At 60.0% G+C, this 21997-nt stretch carries 17 protein-coding genes and 3 pseudogenes; 9 read left to right on the plus strand and 11 right to left on the minus strand.

Annotated elements, in window-relative coordinates; translation table 11 throughout:
* Window positions 1–11 precede the first annotated feature (11 nt).
* Window positions 12–1544, minus strand: a complete 1533-nt coding sequence (locus ACQCSW_RS05770; protein ID WP_426989895.1) for an ADP-ribosylglycohydrolase family protein — start codon at window positions 1542–1544, stop codon at window positions 12–14.
* Window positions 1541–2506: an ARPP-1 family domain-containing protein gene (locus ACQCSW_RS05775; RefSeq protein ID WP_426989896.1), complete on the minus strand. Its 966-nt coding sequence runs from the start codon at window positions 2504–2506 to the stop codon at window positions 1541–1543. The genes ACQCSW_RS05770 and ACQCSW_RS05775 overlap by 4 nt, the downstream gene beginning before the upstream one ends.
* Window positions 2507–2601: 95 nt before the next feature.
* On the opposite strand from ACQCSW_RS05775, the gene ACQCSW_RS05780 reads away from it, so the two are divergent.
* The 7 genes from ACQCSW_RS05780 to ACQCSW_RS05810 all read left to right on the plus strand — a co-directional run bounded on the left by ACQCSW_RS05780 (window position 2602) and on the right by ACQCSW_RS05810 (window position 11404).
* Window positions 2602–3267 (plus strand): NUDIX hydrolase, encoded by a 666-nt coding sequence (locus ACQCSW_RS05780; RefSeq protein WP_426989897.1) that lies wholly within the window; start codon window positions 2602–2604, stop codon window positions 3265–3267.
* A 78-nt stretch (window positions 3268–3345) separates the two neighbouring features.
* Window positions 3346–4017, plus strand: a complete 672-nt coding sequence (locus ACQCSW_RS05785) for a hypothetical protein (RefSeq protein ID WP_426989898.1) — start codon at window positions 3346–3348, stop codon at window positions 4015–4017.
* A 141-nt stretch (window positions 4018–4158) separates the two neighbouring features.
* Complete coding sequence (locus ACQCSW_RS05790) at window positions 4159–6858, plus strand: Z1 domain-containing protein (protein WP_426989899.1); 2700 nt, start codon at window positions 4159–4161, stop codon at window positions 6856–6858.
* Window positions 6855–7847 (plus strand): PD-(D/E)XK motif protein, encoded by a 993-nt coding sequence (locus tag ACQCSW_RS05795; protein ID WP_426989900.1) that lies wholly within the window; start codon window positions 6855–6857, stop codon window positions 7845–7847. Before ACQCSW_RS05790 ends, ACQCSW_RS05795 begins: the two co-directional genes overlap by 4 nt.
* The gene (locus ACQCSW_RS05800; protein WP_426989901.1) at window positions 7847–9685 is read left to right on the plus strand and encodes a hypothetical protein; all 1839 of its coding nucleotides are present in this window, start codon (window positions 7847–7849) and stop codon (window positions 9683–9685) included. The genes ACQCSW_RS05795 and ACQCSW_RS05800 overlap by 1 nt, the downstream gene beginning before the upstream one ends.
* 241 nt (window positions 9686–9926) lie before the next feature.
* Window positions 9927–10556: a hypothetical protein gene (locus tag ACQCSW_RS05805; protein WP_426989902.1), complete on the plus strand. Its 630-nt coding sequence runs from the start codon at window positions 9927–9929 to the stop codon at window positions 10554–10556.
* Complete coding sequence (locus tag ACQCSW_RS05810; RefSeq protein WP_426989903.1) at window positions 10553–11404, plus strand: hypothetical protein; 852 nt, start codon at window positions 10553–10555, stop codon at window positions 11402–11404. Before ACQCSW_RS05805 ends, ACQCSW_RS05810 begins: the two co-directional genes overlap by 4 nt.
* A 42-nt stretch (window positions 11405–11446) precedes the next feature.
* On the opposite strand, the gene ACQCSW_RS05815 is transcribed toward ACQCSW_RS05810, so the two are convergent.
* On the minus strand, window positions 11447–12577 hold the full coding sequence (locus tag ACQCSW_RS05815) for a DNA cytosine methyltransferase (protein ID WP_426990629.1): 1131 nt from the start codon (window positions 12575–12577) through the stop codon (window positions 11447–11449).
* Window positions 12578–13733: 1156 nt separating this feature from the next.
* Window positions 13734–15011: a helix-turn-helix domain-containing protein gene (locus ACQCSW_RS05820; RefSeq protein WP_426989904.1), complete on the minus strand. Its 1278-nt coding sequence runs from the start codon at window positions 15009–15011 to the stop codon at window positions 13734–13736.
* A gap of 94 nt (window positions 15012–15105) precedes the next feature.
* Between ACQCSW_RS05820 and ACQCSW_RS05825 the strand changes: the two genes are divergently transcribed.
* Window positions 15106–15636: a hypothetical protein gene (locus ACQCSW_RS05825; RefSeq protein WP_426990751.1), complete on the plus strand. Its 531-nt coding sequence runs from the start codon at window positions 15106–15108 to the stop codon at window positions 15634–15636.
* Between the two features lie 9 nt (window positions 15637–15645).
* On the opposite strand, the pseudogene ACQCSW_RS05830 reads toward ACQCSW_RS05825, so the two are convergent.
* From ACQCSW_RS05830 to ACQCSW_RS05840, 3 genes and pseudogenes are all read right to left on the minus strand, one after another.
* Window positions 15646–15870 (minus strand): annotated as a pseudogene (locus ACQCSW_RS05830) (IS110 family transposase); the annotation flags it as partial.
* 253 nt (window positions 15871–16123) lie between these two features.
* A complete protein-coding gene (locus ACQCSW_RS05835) occupies window positions 16124–17881 on the minus strand; it encodes a DUF262 domain-containing protein (RefSeq protein WP_426989905.1) in 1758 nt (585 codons plus the stop codon).
* A gap of 184 nt (window positions 17882–18065) precedes the next feature.
* A pseudogene (locus ACQCSW_RS05840) lies at window positions 18066–18227 on the minus strand (alkaline phosphatase D family protein); the annotation flags it as partial.
* A gap of 209 nt (window positions 18228–18436) precedes the next feature.
* Here ACQCSW_RS05840 and ACQCSW_RS05845 point away from each other — a divergent pair.
* Window positions 18437–18814 (plus strand): annotated as a pseudogene (locus tag ACQCSW_RS05845) (VOC family protein).
* 17 nt (window positions 18815–18831) lie between these two features.
* On the opposite strand, the gene ACQCSW_RS05850 reads toward ACQCSW_RS05845, so the two are convergent.
* The 4 genes from ACQCSW_RS05850 to ACQCSW_RS05865 form a co-directional block, all read right to left on the minus strand.
* Entirely contained in the window at window positions 18832–19128 is a 297-nt protein-coding gene (locus tag ACQCSW_RS05850) for a hypothetical protein (protein ID WP_426989906.1), read from the minus strand.
* A gap of 26 nt (window positions 19129–19154) precedes the next feature.
* A complete protein-coding gene (locus ACQCSW_RS05855) occupies window positions 19155–19874 on the minus strand; it encodes a GAF domain-containing protein (protein WP_426989907.1) in 720 nt (239 codons plus the stop codon).
* 291 nt (window positions 19875–20165) lie between these two features.
* Window positions 20166–20681: an HNH endonuclease gene (locus ACQCSW_RS05860; RefSeq protein ID WP_426989908.1), complete on the minus strand. Its 516-nt coding sequence runs from the start codon at window positions 20679–20681 to the stop codon at window positions 20166–20168.
* Window positions 20682–20788: 107 nt separating this feature from the next.
* On the minus strand, window positions 20789–21940 hold the full coding sequence (locus ACQCSW_RS05865; RefSeq protein WP_426989909.1) for a hypothetical protein: 1152 nt from the start codon (window positions 21938–21940) through the stop codon (window positions 20789–20791).
* Window positions 21941–21997: the final 57 nt, after the last annotated feature.

Here is a 21997-nt window from a genome sequence, read left to right on the forward strand (position 1 = left end):
AGGCTCGGACATTACATGGCAACCGGTGGCGTGGCCTCGCCGGGAACTCGATCGACGGCACCCTCGGCATCTCGCAGCACCCGCATAAACAGCTCGTTGGGCCGCGCCCGGGGCAACACCCGCTGCAGGCCCGCCAGCGCCTTCAAGGGAGAAATACCGGCAACGCGCGCCCCATAGAGAGCAGCGACCGTCGGGGTCCGCGACTCCGACCGGACACAGTGCAGCAGCACCGTCTTGCCCTCCGCCCGGTAGCGTTCGACGGCGGCAGCGGCCTCTTCTAGGACAAATGCGGCGTGTGCGTTGTCGCCTTTAACGGCGGAGTCAATGACCCAGAACATAGCGTGGTTTTCCGGAGCCACCCCTGGCACATCCAACGTCCCGAGCCGGCAAAGCGAGACCACCGCGTCAATTCCCAGCTCGCCCACCCGCTGAAGTGAGCCGACCCCGCCCAGCCACACGCCGTCGTCGTGCGGGTGCTGAACCAGCACATCGGTGCGGCTCCACATGCTGTAGTCGTGCCGCTCGGCCCGGGGCCAGGACGCTGGGCGGCGGCCTTCGGCGCGGCCCTGTTCCATGCCTAGGACCATGAGGTCGCGGGCCCGCATCCCGGGCCAGCCATGGAGGCGCTGCCGCCACTCGAATGGCACTGCGGTGTAGCCGTATGCAGCACCCAGCAGCCCACCGGCGATCGCGGCAACCGTATCGGTATCGCGCCCGCCCCGCACTGCCTCTTCCAGAGCCGCCCGCAAGTGCGCCGGCCCCGACGCCGACAAGCCCGCAAAGTGGACAGCGCTCCACGCACCTTGGAACGCCTCCACCACCCAGCCGTTGCGGGTGAAGTCGCGGGGACGGGAACGTTCGGCCGTGTCGATCCGCTCCAGCCACAGGGAAGTCCGATCAGCAGGCAGCAGCGGCAGGCCCGCCCGGACATCAAGCTGCCCGGTCAGCACCGCGTTGCGGATGGCAACGCACCACAGCCCGCACGCCTCCTGCGCATCAGGATCAGCGTGGGTCAGGGCGCTCACCACACCGGCAGCAGCCATCAGTTCAGACGGTTCCCGGTCCAGGTACGCCAGGGCAAGCGGGGCCGTGCGCATCAGCGAACCGTTGCCGGCGCTGCGGCCGGTGCGGGCGTGGAAGTCGGCGGCAGCGGCGCTGAAGTCGGCGGCACTGACCTTGCTTCGCCCGGCACCCGCGGCGAGTCGGCGGGCGGCCGCGATGACGGAGCTGGTCTGCGCTCCCACGTCCTTCGCCTCGGCGGCCCAGGACGTCCACGCCCGGACCGCCATGGTGAGGGCCGCGGGGGAGGAGGACCCGCCGTCGGACACTGACTCCAGTAGCGCCTGTGCGATGGGAATGGCCATGGACGTGTCGTCGGTCCACTCGGCCGGCGCAAACCCGAACGGCCCGCCGCCCTTCATGGTCACTTCGGCACCGTCCGGCAGCGGTGCGCCGAACTCGTAGCCGGCGCCGAGGGCGTCGCCCGCGGCCAGGGCGACGAGGACGCCAGCCGCGCGGTCGTTCTGCAGGGGGTTCGGTTTCATGCCATCTCCATCAGGGGGTGTTTGGTGTTCCAGCCGGTCAGGTGGGCTAGCTGGGGGCGGCGCCCGGGGAGTGCGACGGCGATGCCGGCGGCGGTGACCGGTCCGGCGGTGCGGGAGATGTTGCGGCTGCGCAACGGCCCGTGGTTCCGGACCTCCACAGCCGCCGGGCCGCCGTCGAACGTTCCGAAGTCCATCGCCTGGATGTTGGCGGCGAAGTCGCGGGCGCGCTCGCCGGGCATCGGTCCGGATGCCAGCGCCTGGGGCGGCAAGAGTTCCAGATCCAGCAGTGCCGCTTCGACCAGATGGCGGTAGTGGCGGAGGAACAACGTGTGGGTGCCGAACACTTCCAGGAGCAGCGGCTGCTGGCCGAGGCCGATCACCACGCCGCGCTGGCCTTCGAGCGGCTTCGGTGCGTCCGAGGCGTCGAAGCGGTTCCGTTCCTCCTTGTCGTCCTTGAACCAGTCCATGTGCTGCAGGAGCGAGCTGGTGGCCGAAGCGCCGCGGGCGTTGTCGAAGCGGCTGACACGCTCCCAGATGCGGCCCTGGCGGTTGGCCCCGCGCTCGCCGTTGAGGCCGTTGGCCAGCTCGGACCAGACGTTGAGCGGGGCGCGGCGTGCCTGCCGGCGGTGGCTGCTTTGGCCGGCTTCCCAGCGGCCGGCCTCGACGCAGAAGGTGCCGATGTCGCGGGTTTCGCCCGGGCCGAGGACGACGTCGCGGGCGCAGGTCCGGTGTTGCTGTCCGCCCTCGAGAAGCTCGCCTTCCAGCAGGAGCGCGGGGTGCGGACCGTTGTTGGTGACGGTGAGCCGGGCCACCTGGGCACCGCTGGCGAGTTCGGTGACGGCGACGTCCGCGTGCGTGCCGGTGCTGATGCCGAGGCTGCCGGAGCCTGAGGTCCAGACGGGGAAGATGCTGAGGGGGCCGAGCCTGCTGCCGGCGCCGACGTGGAGCTGTGGGACTTTCATGGTGACCTCCGCTTGATTTAATGCATTTCTGCGCTAATTGATGCAAGTATGCATGGCTTGCATCTTTAGCGCAAGACTGCGATAAATGAGATGTGATGGTTTCCAAGGACGTTCCCGGCGCGTCCCTGCTTGATTACCCGCGGCCGTCGGTGGCGGTGGATACGGCGGTGCTGACCGCTGCGGACGGGAGCGTGTGCGTGCTTCTAGTGCGACGCGCGGAGGATCATCAGCACGGAAAGTGGGCCCTCCCGGGCACGTTCCTGCGCGAACACGAGACCCTGGCGGACGCGGTGCTGCGCTGCCTGCGGGAGAAGGCCGGTATCTCCGGGCGGGTACCGCGGCAGCTGCAGGTGTTTGACGAGCCGGGGCGCGATGACCGCGGTTGGGTGTTGTCGGTGGCGCACGTGGACGTCGTGCCGCTGGCGGCTTTGGAGGAAGCGCTAAAGTCCGACGGCGTCAGGCTGGCATCCGTGACCGGGGAACCGGAGCTGATCGCAGGGTTGCCCTACGGGCACGCTGCCATCGTAGCCAAGGCGGTGGAGTGGCTGCGGGCCGCCTACACGGCGGCGCCGGACCCTGGTGCGCTGCTGGAAGAACCGTTTACTTTGAAGGATCTGCGGGAACTGCACGAAGCGGTTGTGGGTGCTCCGCTGATGCGGGACACGTTCCGGCGGTTTATGGAGCCGAAGTTGGTCCGAACCGGGCAGATGTCCGACGGGACGCGGGGGAGGCCCTCGCGGTTGTGGGTGCGGAGGAATTAGTTGCGACGTCCCGCGAAGCGTTGGGTTGAACTGCAGGGCTCCCCATGAAGAATGACGTAAACGACGACGGACACAGGCATGGACGGCTCAACAGGGGGCAAATTGATGTACGCAGAACACGGGACTATTCGATACCGGCAGATCAACGCCTTGGCATGGAGGGTGGCGAGCGAGCTGAGTCGACGGGACCAGGGGCTATACATCGGCCTCACGGGATATGACGGCTCGGCTGCACATGCTGACGCCTTAATGCTGACTAACGCCAGCGGTCCGGAGTACCAAGCAAGACGCCGTGGTCTGGGCTTCACTGCCGGCTCCGGTGGGGATTTTCAGATTTCTTGGGACAGGGCGTTGGCCATGTCAAGCGCCAGAGCTATAGCGATCGCGATGGAAGAATCTCAAAACATTTATCGCCCTGAGAAGTCGCCGGCAACCACGCCCAGGGTGCTGAACTATCGCGTGATGGCTTCGATGTTGGAGCTCACACTGGGTGGGCGCTTGGAGTGGTCAACGAGCGAACTCAGCGGTGGACCCCTTGACCCTGAGTCATCAATATCGCGCGATCGTCTGCAGCCTTGGGAGGATACTCGCTGGATCCTGCAGCGTGACGGTCAGCCAGTAGCGCAGCTGGATAACTTCGGCTGGCTAGAAATGGGGGACCGCAGGATTGATCTGTATTCCAAATATCGCCAGCTCAATGGTCGGCTGTATCCACTGATGTTTGACCTCTTTGGCCGCCTGCTGCCATAGGATGGGCGGTCAGAACGCTACGTGCTCTGTGGCTCAGCGCAAACTGGCGGGTTGGCGGGGCCTGAAACCTTGCTTTTCGGCATTGTGATTCCTTCGACTGCTGCCGCTAACATCTGACAAGGGTTGATAATCACATACAAAATGGGAGATTTCATGGGGGCACCGGAGTACTCCGACAGCGATGTCGAAGCGATGGCTGACACGCTTGCGACGTTGGTTGCAGGCGGCAAGACACTTCAGGGGGCTCAGGCAGCCTTGACGTACGTGCCGGCGGGACTTGTCCACGCGGCGCGAGTGTTGTACGAGAAGCGGTTGAATCTCATAAAGGAGATCCCGGATCCCGACTTTTTGGCCGACAAACATCGCAAGGTTGGCTTCTGGTACTCCGGTCCCCGACACGATGATGTTGTTTGGCCGACGCTGAAAGCCAGGCTGTTGCAGGAACTTCCTGCAACAGCGGTAGAAGGCGTGGATGCAGCGTCTTCCATGGTGATCGGCCTCGGAAGTCCTCCGGGCAAAGAGACCATCAATACGAGGGGTCTCGTGCTTGGCTACGTCCAAAGCGGCAAAACGACGAACTTCATGTCCGTGGTGGCGAAAGCGGCAGACGTTGGATACCGGCTCATTATCGTTCTCACCGGGACGACCGAAAACCTTCGAACGCAGACGCAGGACCGGATCAATGATTACTTGATCGATCCCTGCGTCTCAATCTGGAACCCCTTGACTACCGTCGATCTTGACTTCAGCGTGACGACTTCGGCGAATGCGATACTGAGCAATCCGTCAATGCGTTCAATTGCTGTCGTAAAAAAGAACCCCTCCAGGCTTCGTCGACTTCGCAATTGGATCAAAACTGCGTCCGCGACGACGCGTCAAAGTTGTCCCATTTTGATCATTGACGATGAGGCAGATCAAGCGTCCATAGATGTTGGTACTAAGCGTCAGTCGACTATCAACGGTCTAATCCGTGACCTCCTGGGCAACCCCAAGGCTGCTTACATCGCATATACGGCTACCCCGTTCGCAAATCTTCTTATCGATCCAAGTGTGGAGCAGGACCTGTACCCGCGGGACTTCATAGTGGACCTCCCGCGCCCGGATAACTATTTCGGTGCGGAACGGATATTTGGTCAGCTTGAGGCTGAGAGCCTTGAAGATCCTGTGGATGATGGCTTGGACGTGGTCCGGTTGATCTCCGAATTGGAGGTGGATGTCGTTCGTCCCCCACGGAACAAGACACTTTTCGAACAATGGTCCCCCGACGTACCTGAGGCAATGGACGCCGCGATCCGGTGGTTCCTCCTGGCAACGGCGGCTCGCCGCCTACGCGCCGGCCAAGTGGCCCATTCTTCGATGCTTATCCATACCTCGATGTTGGCTGGGGCGCATGAGAAGACTGCAGAAGCAGTCGTAGATCATCTGGATGCGCTCAGGGCGGAGCTGGTTAATGAGGCTCCTACGGCTTTCGCCGTATTCCGAGATCTTTGGGACTCCGAGTCGGTTCGGGTGAAGGCGGATACATTCGGCAATGAGCCGCTTACCTTTGACGACCTGATGCCCCACTTGATTGAGACGGCCCGTGCCGCAAAAGTCATCGTGGATAACTACAAATCGAATGACCGGTTGGAGTACGACAAAAAGCATCCGCAGACAGCAATCGTGATCGGTGGCAACACGCTGTCCCGTGGGTTGACGCTTGAAGGTCTGACAGCGAGCTACTTTGTCCGTGCTTCGTCGGCATACGACACCTTGCTTCAAATGGGGCGCTGGTTTGGATACCGAATGGGCTACGAAGATTTGATCCGCATCTGGATGAGTTCCGAGCTGAAGAGCTGGTTTCTCATGTTGTCCATCGTTGAAGCTGAGATACGCGAGGAGATCAAGGTCTACGAGGCGGAGGGTAAGACTCCGGCCGAACTACCCGTCAAGATCCGTACCCATCCCCAAATGTCAGTGACGTCGGCCGCGAAAATGCGCTCTGCAGTCAAGGCGCAGGTCAGTTATTCCGGACGTCGTGTGCAGACGATCATGTTCAACGAAGGAGACTCAGACTGGTTGAATGGCAACATCACGGCAACCAAGAATCTGTTTGGGCGTCTGATACACCAAGGCCATGATGAAAATGAACTCGAAGCGTCCCGCCGCGGGTTCCAAGACGTTTCGGCCGACGACATTCTGGACTTCCTCGATGCATATAAGGTTCATGACGCGGCAAAATCCATCGACAAGGACGCGATACGCCGGTATATCGAAAGGGAACGTTCCGAAGGTGATTTGAAGCGTTGGGACGTTGTACTCATGGAGCCTCTGAACGGGGAGGAAGAGCTGGATCTAGGGCTCGTTGGAAAAGTGCGGCTCCTGCGCCGCAAGAAGATGTACATTCCGAGCGACGACGGGACGGCCAATTTGAAGGCAATTGCGTCGACTTCCGACCGTGTTGCCGATCTTGATGTCGGCCTGGACTTCATCCGGAAATCACTGAACCTAGTGTCGACAGACAAGATCACGGACCGGCAGTTATTGCAGTTCCGGCAACTGCGGCAGAAGTCCGACCGAAAAGGTCTGTTGTGCATCTACCCCATTGCCAAGGATTCTGATCCGGGACTGGACAAATCCGCTCTAGAGCCCGCAGAGAACCGCCGGGTTCCGCTGTTCGCGGCGGCGGACGTGATTGGGCTCTGCTTTATGTTCCCCGACTCGCGCAATCCTCGATCAGTGGTCGATTACGTTGCCGCGAAGGTAGATGCCGATTATCTTGAAGCCCTTGAAGAGGAGCTGGAGGCAGCCGATGAGCTGGACGAAGAGAAGGCTGTCCAAGAAGAGCTGGTAAAAGCATGAGGGAATCATCGGCTTCAGTCTTTGATTTCCTAGCCAAGGATGTCTCAGCTGCAGGGAGCTTTCATTCACGGAAATCTGGCGTATCGGCGGCAGACGGCGAAGTTCTTTGTGCCGTAGACGCGGCCGGACAGCCCACAGTACTCGTCCCGATTGGCGCATCAAAGAACGGTCCCCCGAACTGGGCCAGTAAATCGTTGTCAATGCAAACAACCGAACTTGCTGTGGATGGTGTGCAACGGCCCTTTGTGATTCTCCGCTGCATCGACCCAAAGCTGCACCACCAGTTCGGGCTATTGGCAGACGACGTTTTGGATGCAATTGCCCAAGCCCCACAAGGGGCAGCAAAGGCAGTCTCGGCTACTTTGGACCGTTGGAGGAACCTCTTTGAGTCCGAGCGAGGGTCCCTCTTGGGGGCCGAGCAGTTGGCTGGCATTATGGCGGAGCTTTCAGTCCTTCATGAGCTTGTCAAGTCGCATGGACCCTATGCCTTGTCAGCATGGCAAGGGCCAAACGGGAACCGGCACGATTTTGTATTTTCCGACTGCGCCGTAGAGGTCAAGGCCACGACCAATCACAACAACATGGTTGTTACGATCCACGGCGGACGTCAGTTGGCGGCGCCGGATCAGGGTGACCTTTACCTCAGAGCCTTCCAACTGGAGCGCACTCCCAACGGCATCTCCGTTCCGGATAAGGTCAAGGAAGTGATTGCGCTAGGTGTCTCCAGGCTTGATCTTCTGACAGTGCTAAGCGGCGCAAATTACTCGGATGCCGACTCATCTGCTTACGGGGGGTTGAGATTTTCAACGCTGTCCGAGAACTCGTACCTAGTTGACGCCAACTTCCCGAGGATTACTGCCGACACCCTCGTTCCGGCAGGCACAATTGAGCGGCTTGGCAACATTGCTTACTCCGTTGACTTGGGCCACATGGAGACAACCGACCTCGATTTGTCAGGGGTCTCTCTGGCGAGCGGCGGGCAGGACTGATGCTGTCGCTGTACAGGCAGCAGTACGGTGCTGATGGTGGCCTCGATGCGCGCTCGGCTGATAATGCCATCGGGCGTACATCACTTGGGCTTTGGGATCTCGTGCTCCGCGAGTCTCTGCAAAACAGTTGGGACGCCCGTGTAGACAGGGCCGGACACATTTCGTATTCCGTAGATGAGTACGAGATGACCGAGGACCAGACTCGGATATTGACGAATGACGTCTTCAGCCAGCTTCCCCCGAATTGCAGATCGACCGGCCTGCATAAACACATATTTCACAAGCGCATTCGAGTCCTCGTCATAGAGGATGGAGACACTCGAGGTTTAGGCGGGCCAATTAGGGCGGATGTTTCAGGGAAATCCGGCGAGTCTCGAGACTTCGTTGATTTCGTTCGAAACCTTGGCCGGTCGACTTCGAAGGGGTTGGAGGGCGGTACTTACGGGCTTGGCAAGGGTGTCCTTTACCGGGCGAGCCAAGTAGGCCTATGTCTCGTTTACTCTCAGGCCAACTACAAGGGAGCGGTAGAGCCGCGGCTGATTGGCGTGTCTGGTGGTGACGGCGACTACGACGACGGAGCTAGCCGCTATACCGGACGGAACTGGTGGGGGGTGCCTGGCGTTGACGGGATTGTCGATCCTTTGGTAGGACGAGCTGCCCGGGATTTAGCAAAGAGCCTGGGCATGCGCATACCGTCCAGTGAAAGTACCGGCACCAGCATCATGGTTATCGCACCCGATTTTGCTGGCGTCAAGAACGGTCGTGAACGAGTTTCGGCAATCGCTGACGCCGCATTGAAATGGGCCTGGCCGCATGCCCTCGATCTCGGCAAAGGACCAGATATTCGATTCAACTTCAGCGCGGACGGCGCCGACATCCCGGGACCTCAACCGTTGGACCATCCGGTCTTTCGCGAGTTTGCGTCGGCCTACATGGAAGGCCGTCAGAGAATATTAGACGCCGACCATACGAGCAATTGGCAAACCACCTTCACTCGCATCTCTAGCAGGCGGCCCAAACGCTATCTGGGTCTGCTGACGCATCGCATGAGCCACACGCCTGTTGCGACGGGCGCCGAGCTGGAGAACACTGTTGCACTCCTGCGTGACCCAAGAATGGTCGTCAAATACCTATCCGTCGCAGCTCCACCCAATGGAGTACCAGTCTTTGGGGTGTTCATTTCCTCGCCAGAGATGAATGAAAAATTTGCAGAATCTGAACCCGTAACTCACGACGATTGGGTATACCGTCAAGCGACGGTCGAAAAGAATGCACCGAATCCCGTAAGGATTGCGCTAGATAATATTCGGGACACTTTCAGAAGTCTCTCAGCTAAGGGTGCGGCGGCAGGAGACGGGGTCCACTCCAGAGGAGCTTCTCGTGTAGCTGCTGCGCTAGGTGGCCTCTTGGCGGGGTTCTCTGGCACGGGTGCTGAGCTTCAGCCACCTGCGGGGCCAAGCGCCCCTGGGTCAAGGAGATCAAGAAGAGCCGCAGTACGGCTCCTTACCTCGGCTTCTCTAGACCTCTTGGACGGTGAGGTGGTTGCTAAATATTCCTTCTCATTGACCGGCGGCACACCGGGAAGCTCTCTCGCTGTCCGCGTTGCTGCCCGCGTTGTGACCGAGTCCGGAGGGAACGAATCGGAGGGTCCACTTGGTGCCGAGCTTCCTCGCTTCGCCGGTTGGATTTCCCCCTCGGGGTCGTTGTTGTCATCCGGCGAGGTCTTGACCGTGCTTGCGCCTTATGACGACGAAATCACCGCGGTGTTCACCCAGCCGGCTGACACGGCCATCCGCGTCAGTGCCTCCGTAGAGGAGCTCGAATTTGCAGGCCATTAGTTTCGGTTATCTCACACTGCCGTTAGAGGAAGTATCCACTCTCGCTTGGGAAATTTCTGTGGGAGATTCTCCTCTTTCTGAGGAGGATACCGCGGCCGAAGATTGGACGTACTACGACGACATATTGGTTAAATGCACATTTGAGTTGGATCTTCAGTCGACACTCCGCCGACTACGGCTTCCAGCCAGTGCAGGCCTAGGCGCAGTTATTGTCGCTAGATCCACGGGAACGCCTCTCATTATGAGATCGGATGTCCGCAGCGTGCGCAGCGGCCGGCAACAAATCTATTTGACCGTTCCGGGAAGTCAGATTTCCGGAGGCTTAACTCTTGATTTTCAGATGTCGCTCCTCGAGCCCGGTCGGACCGTGGAGAGTCCCTTTGCGCCCAAAAAAATCGGGAACACGGTCTTCCGGGTGGAACGGAAAATTCTGCTGGAGGGAATAGCGCCACGGTTGCCAATGCTGCCGGTGAGCTTTGCCGACCATGGCATCGTAGGTTCCGAAAGCTCTCTGTGGTGGCTCCGGCTGTCTACCCATGACCTGACGGCCAGTGCCTCTTCCGCAATTTGGTTGTGGCTGAATGTTGACAACCCATTCATTGTGCGGATGTTGGAGGTCCCCGATTCTCCGGAATCGGAAATGTGGCTGCGTTTTCTCGAAATTGATTTCATGCGTCAACTCCTTCGCGAGGCTTTAAGTAACGATGAGTTGAGCCTCCAAGTTCCATATCCGGAGGAATCGCTGGGGTGTGTTCTGAGCAGTTTGGTCACTCTGTTGGGAAATTCACTGGATCAGCTCCGGCAACGTTACCAAGAGGATCCGGGTCGTTTGGAAGCGGAACTGCAAGCCAAGGTTGGTGGAGTAAAGTGACCGCGGAGAAAGCCTTGTTGTGCTACCCACGCATGGCACTGTACGACTCTTCCCTGTCATGGGAGTTGTTGCGTTCACAGAGTTTGTCGGAGATTGGTTCGTCCATTGACTTAACTAATATTCAAGCGCCGTATTATCCCCTGGCTCGCCAGCGCGCCGGCGCAGAGGAGCTGACGAGTCTCAGAACAAAGATACTGGGCATTGCTGAAGGTTTTGGCTTCCCCTCGGCGGTAAGCAGCAAGGTATTAGTTGAGTTCGACCGAAGCGTTGGGCCTGAAGTTCACGCTCAGATGGCCATAATGCCCGCTGACGCCTCTGCGATAGATGTTTGGAACTTCATCAATACGGCCGTTGTTCCTGATGTCGTCCTCTGGCGATATGGACGATTCAACGTACAGAACAAGAAGTGGAACATCTCCGAGGATCGCCTGTTCGACATGACCAGGACGACCATCGGACGACTTTGGTGGAGAGTTCATCTTCTCGGGCCCGAGTTGGCTGGCCGGCTGGGTGAGGATGAGGTTGTCAACCTGTTGGAGAAGCCGCGGATTGGCGGCTATCCGCTTCTCTCGCGAGCGATGGGGGCACACCTATTAGCTTTCGCCTCAGAAACGAACACGGGCCGGCGCATGGAACTTTTCCGAGATGCCACGAAAAGGCTCCTGCGCAAGATGGCAGTCCAATCTGTGTTCGTTATGTCATCCCAGCAGGTGGACGTATTCGTCACATCATTATTCTTAGAGTCCGCTTCAGCTTTGGGCATTTCCCCAGCGGAGGTTCCCATAGAAACTCTCAGCGCCCGTGATTCTAAGCCCAGAATATTTGCGACTGAATGGCCTATGTACTGACCATCAAAGGCACGATGCCATCCGTTGCCGACTAAGAAGGCACTAAAGGGCCCCTAACATGTCAGCAACAACGACACCAATCTGCTTAGAAAGCAAAGGCGGCACGGCATTTCCCACCTGGTGAAATTGCTGTGTTCTGGCCCCTTCGAAGAAGTAATTATCGGGGAAGGATTGGAGGCGCGCGGCTTCTCGCACGGTAAAGCTGCGGTTCTGCTGTGGATCGGGGTGAATGTAGTAGTGCCCGTCTTTGGAAATGTGTGAGACCACCGTCGTCGCGGGCGCATCCCAGACCTGCACTCGGAAGCGATCCGTGAAAGGGGTGCGTTCCCGGCCAACGTTGCTGTGCTCAGGATGCAACGAAACTGGCAGGTCTGTGTACTTAGGGCTTTTGCCCAATCTTTCGGCTAGTTCAGCCATCACGCGGTACCGAGCAAGGTCGGAAACCATGTGAGCACGTGGATCATGCTGTATCGGCGCGGAGAGTGACGTTTCATGGATCCACCCTTCATACTCGTCGATAGCCAACGTGCCGGCTTTCACGGGCTCATGCTTGGACACTGATTCCATCCGGCGGACCGAGTCAAGTGCTTGATTCTGGACCGCTACCCAGTCCTGATCGATTTTCGGCCTTCTCTTTGAGGTCTCTGCACGCACGCTAGGCATAGTCTGCAGTGCGGCTCGAACCGTAACTGGTCCATCTGCCTTCTTTAAAGCACTCCGCGGAAGGCACCCCGCAACGTCGCTTCGAACTCCGAGCAATATCACGCGGTGCCGTTTCTGAGGCACACCGTACTCTTCGGAACGAATGATGAAGTCTGACGGGTCCAAGTCTCGCGGTTCGGCGTCAACCACTAGTGAGCGGATCTCGTAGCTAGCACCGCCGGGTAGGCGCTTAAGGTCTTCGAGAATCGTTTGGAACATGCTGCTGTCGCCGTTTCTTGACGAGAGGAGCCCTTTGACGTTCTCCATGACAAAAATCGTTGGCTTGAACTTGCCTAGGATGTGAAGGTACTCACGGTAAAGAAAATGCTTGTGGTCGGACGCGAACGACTCATCGCCGGTCCTCCGGGACCGCCCAGCGAGGGAATACGCTTGACACGGGGGGCCGCCAATGAGTGCCCAGTGTCCTCGTTCATTCTCTGGTCCAAGCTGACGCTCGATGAAGTTGTCCACTTCGGGGCGATTGTCCTCTCCAAGTTCGACCTGGTAGACGTGAGCCTTGGCCGCTAAGTAGGCTTCTTTGAAGTCGCCAGTGAGCACGGATTGCCATGTCTGCTTGCCTTCGATGTAATCGAAGTAGGGTCGCAGATCTCCTCCACACCGAACGAGCTCTCGGTATGTCGCTCGCAACCTGAGGGTCTGACAGGCAAGGCTATCCATCTCAAACGACGCCAAGGTTCTAAAGACGTAGGCCCCCCGTTCGTCTCTAACACTTGAGAATCCTTCATTCAGGCCTCCGGGCCCGGCGAAGAGATCAATAATTGGAAACACATGCACCCCTTGATATCCGACACTCCAGGATACCAGGCTGAGCCGACAATCTACCTATCGTCCCCGTCAGAGTTGGATGCGTGAGCATTGATCGGAGTGCGCCGCGAGTCAGACCTTTGTTTCAGCCGTCGGTCGGAGCAATCCGTCGCAAATAATACTCCGACGGTCTGGGACGCCCTGGACGCTGACCTGCTGGTGCCGTTCCACTACTTCGGCGTCTCCGACGACGTCGACCTGAGCCAGCTGGAATGGAAGCGTGGCAACTACGACCCCGCCCAGGACGGCAAGCGAGACGCGCCCCTACTTCCCCGCAGCGCGGAAGTCTGCAGACTACATAGCAAGCGACGCCGAGGCGGTCCGAAACTTCCGCTCCAAAGCACAGAGCCCACGACTGTCGAAGCCGCCCGGACTCCGCACTTATCCGTCCACCGCTCGCAGTCACTCACGGATTACTTGTGCATTCCGAGTAGTTTCGAACGTAGTAACCACCGTCATCAACTATTTTTTCCACGAGGAACCCTGCAGCGGCCATTTTTTCGACGTATAGCCGATACGCCTCTTCATAACTTCTCGAGTGACATCACCCTTGGTGAGGACACCGGCTTCAAAATCGGAGATCGTGGTGACCCGAAATGCCTTGGCAAATCGAGCGTGCATCCAGTTTTCAAGGGAACGTGCATCTCTGTTAGCGTCACCGATTCTCCTCTAATTCATGAAGTAGCTTCGATATCAGTATCGTCGCACTTCCTCGGAAGGGACGGTGCTCCCGCTGCCATTCCCCCAAAAGGAGGTTATCCCGCTTGAGCAACGCTCAGCGGGCGGTGCTCAAGCGGATGCTTTATCGGGCGACTTGGCTGAAGGACTGTTCGATTGCGAAGTCGATGAACTCGTGTTCAAGCTCGCGGCCCGCTTCCAGTTCGGGCGCGATTTGAGGAACGGAGTTCTCGTCAACGATTTCGGCGTGCATGGCGTCTTTCGGTGCGCCCTGCTTCAGGTTCATGCCGATTGGCAGCGCGAGCACGGTCAGGCACGCCAAGACGATTTCTGCCACGCGGCGCACTGAAGCCTGCTTTGAAGGATCGAGTTCAGCCCATGAAACGTCGCCTTGATCAGGCAACGCGCGCTCTATGGTGCGTCGGTGGTTGCGCGCAGCGAGTAGCGCCACCGTCAAGATCTCGTTGATCCTCCCAGCGCGAGTCACGAATCTGCGTACGATGACCTCATTCGCCTCAAAGTCAGTCTCCGCTTGTTGGATCTTCTGCTCGACCGACTTCTGCTTCTCCAGGATGCGTCCGCCGCTCGCCAATACAGCACCCGCAACTGCCGCGATCACCGGCATCGCGACAAGACCGGTGAGCAGCGCGGTTCCACCCGCGATCCCCAAGCCGCCCGCAGCCAAGCTGCCTCCCCCGATGGCGGCGAGAGTCGCCGATGTGGCGGCAGCACCAGACAAGCTTGAGATCGCCGCACCCGTGGATGCCGTAGCGATGCTCGCAACCGTCATGTACGTGGCAGTTGCAGCTCCGGCCCCAACCGCTGCACCGGCGCCACTTCCGAGAACGCCGGCGCCCAGCAGGGCGAAGATGCTCTTGCTGGTCTTCAACTGCGCGTCTTTGAGCGCGTCAGAGAACTCCGGGTTCGCGTGCGAGGGCTGAACGTCCGCGTGCACGATTACATCTTCCGGCAGGTCGGCAACGCGTGTCAGAAGTCGAGAGAATGGATCGACCACTTCACGGTCAAACTCTTTAACTTTCACGACGAGAAGTTGGGCGATCTCATCGGCCACATGCTTATCGTTCTCTGCTCGCGCCTTGAGTCGGTTGGCTCGTTCGCCGTTCTTCTTCGCAAGCTTCATCGCGTCAACCACCTTCAGACTCCCGCTTTTGCGCTTGTCCGAATGCGCCTCGGAGCCTGCAGCTTCCTGGACGGCGCCCGCCGTCTCGGGCAGATGAGACGAAAGAGCCTGGATGAACGCTTCAGATGGGGCGCGCACGCCGCTTTCGATCTTCGAAATCAGGACGGTGCTGAAGCCAAGAGTTTCGGCGAGCTTTGCTTGGCTCCAGCCAAGGCTCTTGCGCGCCTCGGCAAGGACTTCGCCTGCGGATCGGTTGCCCATAGTTTTGACACCTTACTGATACTTGTATAGGTTCAACTCATACACATACGAGTACTCGTACACAGGCATTCTAGATCAGGAAGGAACCACACTCATGGACAGCCATGCTCATGGATTATCCGCACGAGGCATCGGCAAGCAAATCGGTGCGACCGCTGTGGAGGTCAATTATCTGCTGAAGGACCAGGGGTTCCTCTACGGCGAACCGGGTGCGTACGGCCTCACGCCAAAGGGCAAGGAGTTCGGAGTTCAACAGGTCCACGACAATGGATACGGCGGATTCGCGCACCGGTTCTGGGAGACGACGCACTTCACCCCCAGCATCACCGAAGTTCTCGACTCCGCGCCCGAAAGGCTCGCGAAGGTGCGCGAGGACATCTTGGCGCGCAAGCAAGCGCTGAGCGCCGCGGCGAAGGTCGCGCAGGCCCAGGCGGAGGCGCACTTCCAAGCATTCCAGGTGAGCAAGGAAGCGGCCAAGGTCGAGCACGAGATCGACCCGGAAAAGGTGTGGTTCGTCGTTGCCGGCATCGTGGCTATCGCCGGCGCCAGCTATGGCGCCTACAAAGGTGTCCAGTGGTATAAGCGCAAGAAGGCAGCGCAGACAGACCCCGTCGTGGGCATATAGGTGCGACAATCTCAGCAGTGACGCCAGTATTTCGCGCAGCCTGAGCTCGTCGTTGGGTAAGCCTTTCGAAGAGCTTCTTTCCGGCCCGGTCCACGGCAACGGCGTGGTGCTCGCCTTTGCCGACGTCCAGACCGATGAAGACATCAATGCTCTCGTGGTTTCCGATCACCGGTACCTCCCAGCCGCAGCAGCTGACACTTGTGCTGGACTGTCTTCGGTATCAGAGCGCGGCATCCACGTTAGGCGCGACGATCCCACACTGTCCTGCCTCTATTGGCGGTCTCTCCGGCACCTACCGGACCCCCGGTGACAACACCCGGAACATGGACGACCGGGGGGCGGCTCATGCCGGGGTCGGCGGCCAGCACACCCTCATCCTGCAACAGGAACGGGCTACGAAAAGGTAACGGGGTAGCCGTCCCACGCGTCCATGGAGACGTGGTCGATCTGGGGCGCGGCGTTCCTGTCCTTGCCTGTGAACAAGACCTCAGTTGGCCGGCAAATTGATGTGGCTGCCGAGCACATCTTTGATGTGGTCGCGCAGAAGCTTGCTCCGTTGCTCGAAGAAGTCATTGAAATCCCGGACGTCCACGGGCAACGTCGGCAGCTTGTGGAGTTCCATATGCGTGCCAACATGCTCTGGTGAGTACCTAGACCTCAACCAAGTCGCGGGGTCAACGTCGGACTTGCCAATGTTTTCGGGTCCTTCGAGTAGCTCTAGATTGGCTAACATGTTGGTGCGCTGCTGTATGAGTTCAATTTCGTGGTCAGTCAGGCCAGCTTTCTTGAGACGCGGTCTGGCCAATAGGGCTCGAGGGTACACATGATCTACATGGTGAACATTTCTGGTGTTTACATGCGGAAACAGTATTGCCAATGCTGCAAAAGTTCGTTGGTGCCCATACGCCAGGCTAAGGAGATCATCGATTTCTTCATCATTCATGATGAGCGACTTGTTTCTCGCAGCCATTCGTTTCTCGATTTCGGCGACCGGATAACCGCCTCCGGAGGCGCCGTCAATAGCACTGCGAAGGTCGCGCAGCAATGTATCCAGTCCTGCGCCCCATATCCCGCCGCTGATCTGACTGCGAAGCACCCATGACTTCAGCAAGGATCTGTCACCCCTATCTACGTTGCTGGCGCGGTAGCTCTCCGAGAGCTGGCGCGTATGAACGTAATAGGCGACCGGAATCAGCACCGAGGCGGCCGGCAACGTTTGCGATGACAGGCCGAAATCGTAAAGCAGATCAGTTGCTAGAGCCAGCGAGGCGCTGATTCCGTCCCACTCAGCTTCTAGCCGATCCATGTTTTCTGCGTTGAAATTTTGGACTTTGAAACTAAAATCGGTGATACCGGCAAGAACAAGGCCAGCTTTGAGGATCAAGTCTCGACGAAAATTGAAACCTGCCCCGATCCTGTTTAGACGATCAATCAGCGCGTTTATTTCCTTGCGTGCATCGCGAGTCTCCCATTGCGCGGTCGCAATCGAAAGCAGGAGGTCGGAGTGGGAAAGAACTGCACCCTGGGAGTTTACCCGAACAAAGATGTCGAGGACGCGCTCAATTTCTTGGGATTCTTCCTGGTAGAAGGTAATGGATTGCTCTGTGTGTACCGCGCGGTGAAGCTCGTACACGCGCCTTCCTGCAGCCGCATCGTTACCGAGGCCGTGGTTGATCAGTAACTCGTGAACTTTCATCATCTCTATGTCGAAAACTTCACTGACCGGGATAAGTTGGCAGTCGCTGGTGCGGCTCGCGGCAACGGCCTGCTTCTCAGTCAGCATCCTGAAGTCGAATTCGCGGCCCCGCTCGTCCTGCTGAAGCTCGGCGAGCGCATTAAGAAACAAGCGGCGCACAGGATATGAAGAGCTTTTTCCAACCCACTTGCCAGGGGTTCGGTCGGCAAATGATCCGCGAAGCCCAATGTTGAGAGCCGTGAGTCGTTGCTGGCCATCTAGCACCGCGACGACGGACTGTGTAGGTAGATCGAGCTGCTCATTATGTGGACTATCCCACTCGTGAAAATTTCGCATGAAATCATAGAATTTGAACAGTCGTGAAGTATCCGGTTTGACTTTCCACGAGAGGAACTGCCCGATTGGATATCCCCGCATGATGGAGTCAAAAAGCATCTCGATTTGAGAAGCATCCCACACAAATTCGCGCTGTATCGCAGGAAGGACGAGTTCCTTTTTCTGGATATCATTCAAAACTCGTTTAATGGTTGTTGACGGCTGGAACGGCACAGTATCTCCAATGAAAGTGGGACCTTGACTTGATTGTGCCAAACTCCGATCAGTTTCTGGCACAGGCACGCATAATGACTTGTGATCTTGGTGGTCGCGTAGCCGCGCTGTTGTTGTAGAACTTCAAGTGCGAGTTCCAAGCCTCGCCGGATTCGCGGTAGTCGACCTTGAGGTCGTTGCCTCAGTTGCGGTGCACGTCGCCGGTGAGGACCACGGCGCTGCGGACGTTCGCGTCCACCCAGCCCTAAGTGGTGCACCGGCGCGACGCGGCCGTAGCCGTCCCACCTCCGCCCATGGAGACGCCGTCGATCTCCGCCGTCCGGTTCCTGTCCTTGTCCGCGAGGAAGCCTGCTGGCTCACGAACGGCAGGCACTGGAGTGCGGATGAGGTGTTTACGGCCCTGGACGCCTTTGCTGACCGTTCGGGACTGTCGTGGGCGGGATTGATATCCAGCGTTGCAGCGGACCGGCCGTGGCAGCCGGCTGATCGATTGGCGAGATCGATGGGCAGAGGGGCTCCGCCGTCGTCCTCCTCTATCTCCGTACACTGAGTTTAATGGTCTCCCGTATTAGCGAACGGGTCCTCAATTGCGCCGACCCCGAACTGCTCGCACGGTTCTGGAGTGACGTCCTCGGCTACGTCGAGCTCGACTGGAGGACGGTGCGATCGAGATCGGGCCTCCTGACGCCGGGTTCGGCGGTGTGCAGCCGACGATCATCCTGAGCCCCAGCAACGACCCGCGGGCGGGAAGACTCCCTCTGTACATTGACGTCAAATCCCGTGGACCGGGACCAGGGCGCGGAGCTGGAACGCTTGCTCGCCCTGGGCGCCCGTCCTGCCGACGTCGGGCAGACCGGTGATGAGCGATGGCACGTCTTGGCCGACCCGGAGGGCAGCGAGTTCTGCCTCCTGCGCAGGCGGCTAGACCTCTGATGCGAACATATGAGGGGCTAAATCAGCAAATTCCGCTCCCCGGTTAGCAAGGACGCCCGGAACGCAAAGTACCCTGCATCCCCGCGACCCACGAGCCGGCCAAGGGCCTCCACAGCCTCGAAGTCCGCGGAGCCCATGTCCGTCGACAGCCATCGGATGAGGAGCCCGGTGTCGCCGATGGACCGCACGGCTGACCCGAGGGCCAGGTCCAGCTGGTCCCGGAGCAGTTGCACGGCTAGGGCGCCCGAGCGGCTGAGCAGGGGAGCCCGGTACGCCTCCAACGCTTGAGCCACCAGTCCCGCGCGCAGCCGCATCACCCGCCCCGAATCCGAACGTCCGGTCAGACCCGCGACGAAACGGTAAGGGTGGACTCCACAGCCTCGCCCAGCATGGAGTGGACCCGGAACATCTCCGTGCGGATGGCAGCCGTGGTGCCCGCATCCCCATAGAGTTCATAGGCCAGCTCCTCGGCGGTCCAGCCCTGGGCGCGTGAATCCAGCAGAGCGAGGATTTCCGCCCGGCGCAGCGTCAGGGGCACCCGGCTGCCGTCCCGGAACACCGCGGCAGGCCTGTCCCCGAGCAGCTTCAGCGACTCAACGGCCGCAACCGGCCGGCGGACGGTATGCCGGGACCCACCCCGGACAGGTGAGGCACTCAAGGACGTCCCGCCGTCGGGCGTTCCCAGCAGCGACTCCGCCACCCGGACCGCGCACCGCACCATCCGCAGCGTGTCCGCGCTGAGGGTGTCCAGCGGTCCGGAGACGTCGAGCACGCCCAGCAGCCGGCCCGTGGCCGGGTCCGTGATGGGCGCCGCCGTGCAGGCCCACTCATAGTGGGTGCGGACCAGGTGCTCGGCGGAAAACAGCTGCACCGGACGGCCGGTGACCAGCGCCTCGCTGATGGCGTTGGTGCCGATCCCGGCCTCGGACCAGTCGGCCCCTTCGGAGAACTCCAGCCGGTCCGCCGCAACTCCAGGACGTCGGCGACGTCGCGCAGGTGCCGGGGCTGTGCTGGCCCCATCCTCATCCGCTCCTGCACCGCCCACGGCCAGCGGGCCCACGAAGCTCTGGCTAAAGCTCCACAGCCCGCCCCTCCACCCTGGTGTTTCCGATGTCAGTCTGAGGGGAGGGCCTGGGGAGTTTGTGGTGCAGTAGGTGGAGGCGCCATCAATGGGGAATCGTAAAATCTCCGGACGTTCGAACCGACCAGGTAGGCCACGTCCATCTGCCTACCAAGACGGTCCTGAGTACGGCCGCGAGCTGAACTTCATCGAGCAGATTCAGAAGACTGGCGGGGTGTAGGTGCGGGCAATCGCATGCCGTCTTCTCGGCATCGCACGCTGACTACGTTCTCAGCGCAGCGGCTGCCGCTCACCGACGCTGACGGAACCGTCGGATGGGACGTAGTCCCGCCGTTGTCGTTGTATCCGTTCCTGCTGGCCGGGGGACGGAATCCCGGCACCCTTCGTTCGGTTGCACCTCGCACAGGCAGCAACAAAGTTCTGCATGCTGGTGGAGCCGCCTTTGGACCACGGATAGAAATGGTCGCCGTGCTCGGCCGGCCGGGAGCAGCGCCGGCCGAACCCTGCCTCCATTTCACACTGCCCGGCAGCGCGTGCCATACCTTCGCGGCGCTGCTGGAGCGTAAAGCGCCTGACCGGGTCCCGGCGTCGGACGTCCCTGGCCACAACGAACGCCGCCACGATCGCCAGGGCGACCAGCATGAGTCCAGGGGGTGCGGCCGCCGCCACGACTCGGTCTAACATTTCCCGTGCAACCTCGGTGACGCCCGAGATGCCCGGGCTGGCTACGGTGGGGACTTTGTTGGGCATCAGCGCACCGACGGCGGAGATGGCTAACCACACCATCACGGCAGAATAGGCCAATTTAAGCGTCTGGCGGCTCCAATAAATGCGTTTCAGTTCCAACATGTTGTCCCCCAGGGATGGCTAGTGAGTCGGTATCTCTGCTCAGGTTAACTTGACGGCGCCAGCAGTCCCGCAGCGACCAGCAGGCTCAGCAGAATGAGGATGATCCCAATGGCTCCGAAGATCCAGATTCGGCTGGATTTTCCCTTCGGGGCCCGCCAAATCGCGATGACCGCTGCGAAGAGCAACCCGGCAGCGACCGGGATGAACGCCAGCTGCCTGGGCTCGGTATTAAGAGGGAGGAGACGGTCGGCACCGTACAGGGCCAGAACCAGGGCCGGGATGCCCAGACCGAGGGAGGCAACCGCGGCAAGCGTATTGAACGCGGACTGGGAGTCGGCTTCCCTCGAGTTTGAAACGCTGGCCGCCGCGGCCATGAGGTCGCGGGCGGAGCCGGACTCGGCGTCCAGCTGTTTGCGCATCTCAAGGCATTGGCGGACGGCGGCATCGTGAAGGCGCATCCAGCTGCGGGTCGCGGAGGTTGCGACGGCGGCATCGTTGATGATCGACGGGTCCTGGAGCCGCCGGTACGAGTGATAGGCCTCGGAATCTGAGAGGTGCAGCCAGAGGCCTTCCCGCACCGCCTCCCGGGCTTCATCCGCAGCGCGGCCGCAGATGATGTTCAACTCGAGAAGGGACGCGACGATCGGAGTGTTGCTCGTGGTGGGCAGGCCCTTGCTGCTGAAGTGCGCCAGCAGGTGTTCGAGGTCGTAGCGGATCTCCCGGACGCTTGCTACTGCGTTGCGGGAAAGCTCGGCCAAGGCCTTGGCATGTTTCGCGATGTGCAGCTGCGCGTCTGCCGTCGAGGCCGCGTTAGGCCACGCCGGGAGTTCGCGGTTGAATTCTGCCGTTGCGGCCGTGACCCGGCCGTCCGTTGACGCCGCATCAACACCTACTCTTACAAACTCACCCTCGTCGGAGCCTTCAACCCAAGCGTTGGTCACGTACGACTCGACTGCGACGCGGTGAAGGTCCTGGACCACGAGGCGGCTGTGACCCACCAGCACAACACGCTCGCGCTTGGGTCCGGACACCCGCAGAAGCGGCACTACTCGAAGGATGGCGGGACCCTCTGATTTGCCGGTGTGGTCGGCTGCCGCCCGGGCCTCCATTTTCCTGTGGGAAAGGGCATGGTCCATATGGGCTGTTCTGACTGCGGAATCGGTGGCCTGGAGATCTGAGGCGGCGGGTGCGTGCATGGGCTAATCGTATGGGCGGCAGTAGCCACCGGCGGGGTCCCTAACCAAGCATGTCGC

Source organism: Pseudarthrobacter sp. Y6 (genome assembly GCF_050156205.1).
Lineage (GTDB): Bacteria > Actinomycetota > Actinomycetes > Actinomycetales > Micrococcaceae > Arthrobacter.

Bases quoted from the DNA above. Each gene is read 5' to 3' on its own strand.
- ACQCSW_RS05800 (WP_426989901.1), top strand. From the start codon at position 7,847: ATGCTGTCGCTGTACAGGCAGCAGTACGGTGCTGATGGTGGCCTCGAT.
- ACQCSW_RS05820 (WP_426989904.1), bottom strand. From the start codon at position 15,011: ATGGGCAACCGATCCGCAGGCGAAGTCCTTGCCGAGGCGCGCAAGAGC.
- ACQCSW_RS05795 (WP_426989900.1), top strand. From the start codon at position 6,855: ATGAGGGAATCATCGGCTTCAGTCTTTGATTTCCTAGCCAAGGATGTC.
- ACQCSW_RS05780 (WP_426989897.1), top strand. From the start codon at position 2,602: ATGGTTTCCAAGGACGTTCCCGGCGCGTCCCTGCTTGATTACCCGCGG.
- ACQCSW_RS05860 (WP_426989908.1), bottom strand. From the start codon at position 20,681: ATGGTGTGGTTAGCCATCTCCGCCGTCGGTGCGCTGATGCCCAACAAA.
- ACQCSW_RS05785 (WP_426989898.1), top strand. From the start codon at position 3,346: ATGGACGGCTCAACAGGGGGCAAATTGATGTACGCAGAACACGGGACT.
- ACQCSW_RS05825 (WP_426990751.1), top strand. From the start codon at position 15,106: ATGGACAGCCATGCTCATGGATTATCCGCACGAGGCATCGGCAAGCAA.
- ACQCSW_RS05775 (WP_426989896.1), bottom strand. From the start codon at position 2,506: ATGAAAGTCCCACAGCTCCACGTCGGCGCCGGCAGCAGGCTCGGCCCC.
- ACQCSW_RS05805 (WP_426989902.1), top strand. From the start codon at position 9,927: ATGAGATCGGATGTCCGCAGCGTGCGCAGCGGCCGGCAACAAATCTAT.
- ACQCSW_RS05770 (WP_426989895.1), bottom strand. From the start codon at position 1,544: ATGAAACCGAACCCCCTGCAGAACGACCGCGCGGCTGGCGTCCTCGTC.
- ACQCSW_RS05790 (WP_426989899.1), top strand. From the start codon at position 4,159: ATGGGAGATTTCATGGGGGCACCGGAGTACTCCGACAGCGATGTCGAA.
- ACQCSW_RS05850 (WP_426989906.1), bottom strand. From the start codon at position 19,128: ATGCGGCTGCGCGCGGGACTGGTGGCTCAAGCGTTGGAGGCGTACCGG.
- ACQCSW_RS05865 (WP_426989909.1), bottom strand. From the start codon at position 21,940: ATGCACGCACCCGCCGCCTCAGATCTCCAGGCCACCGATTCCGCAGTC.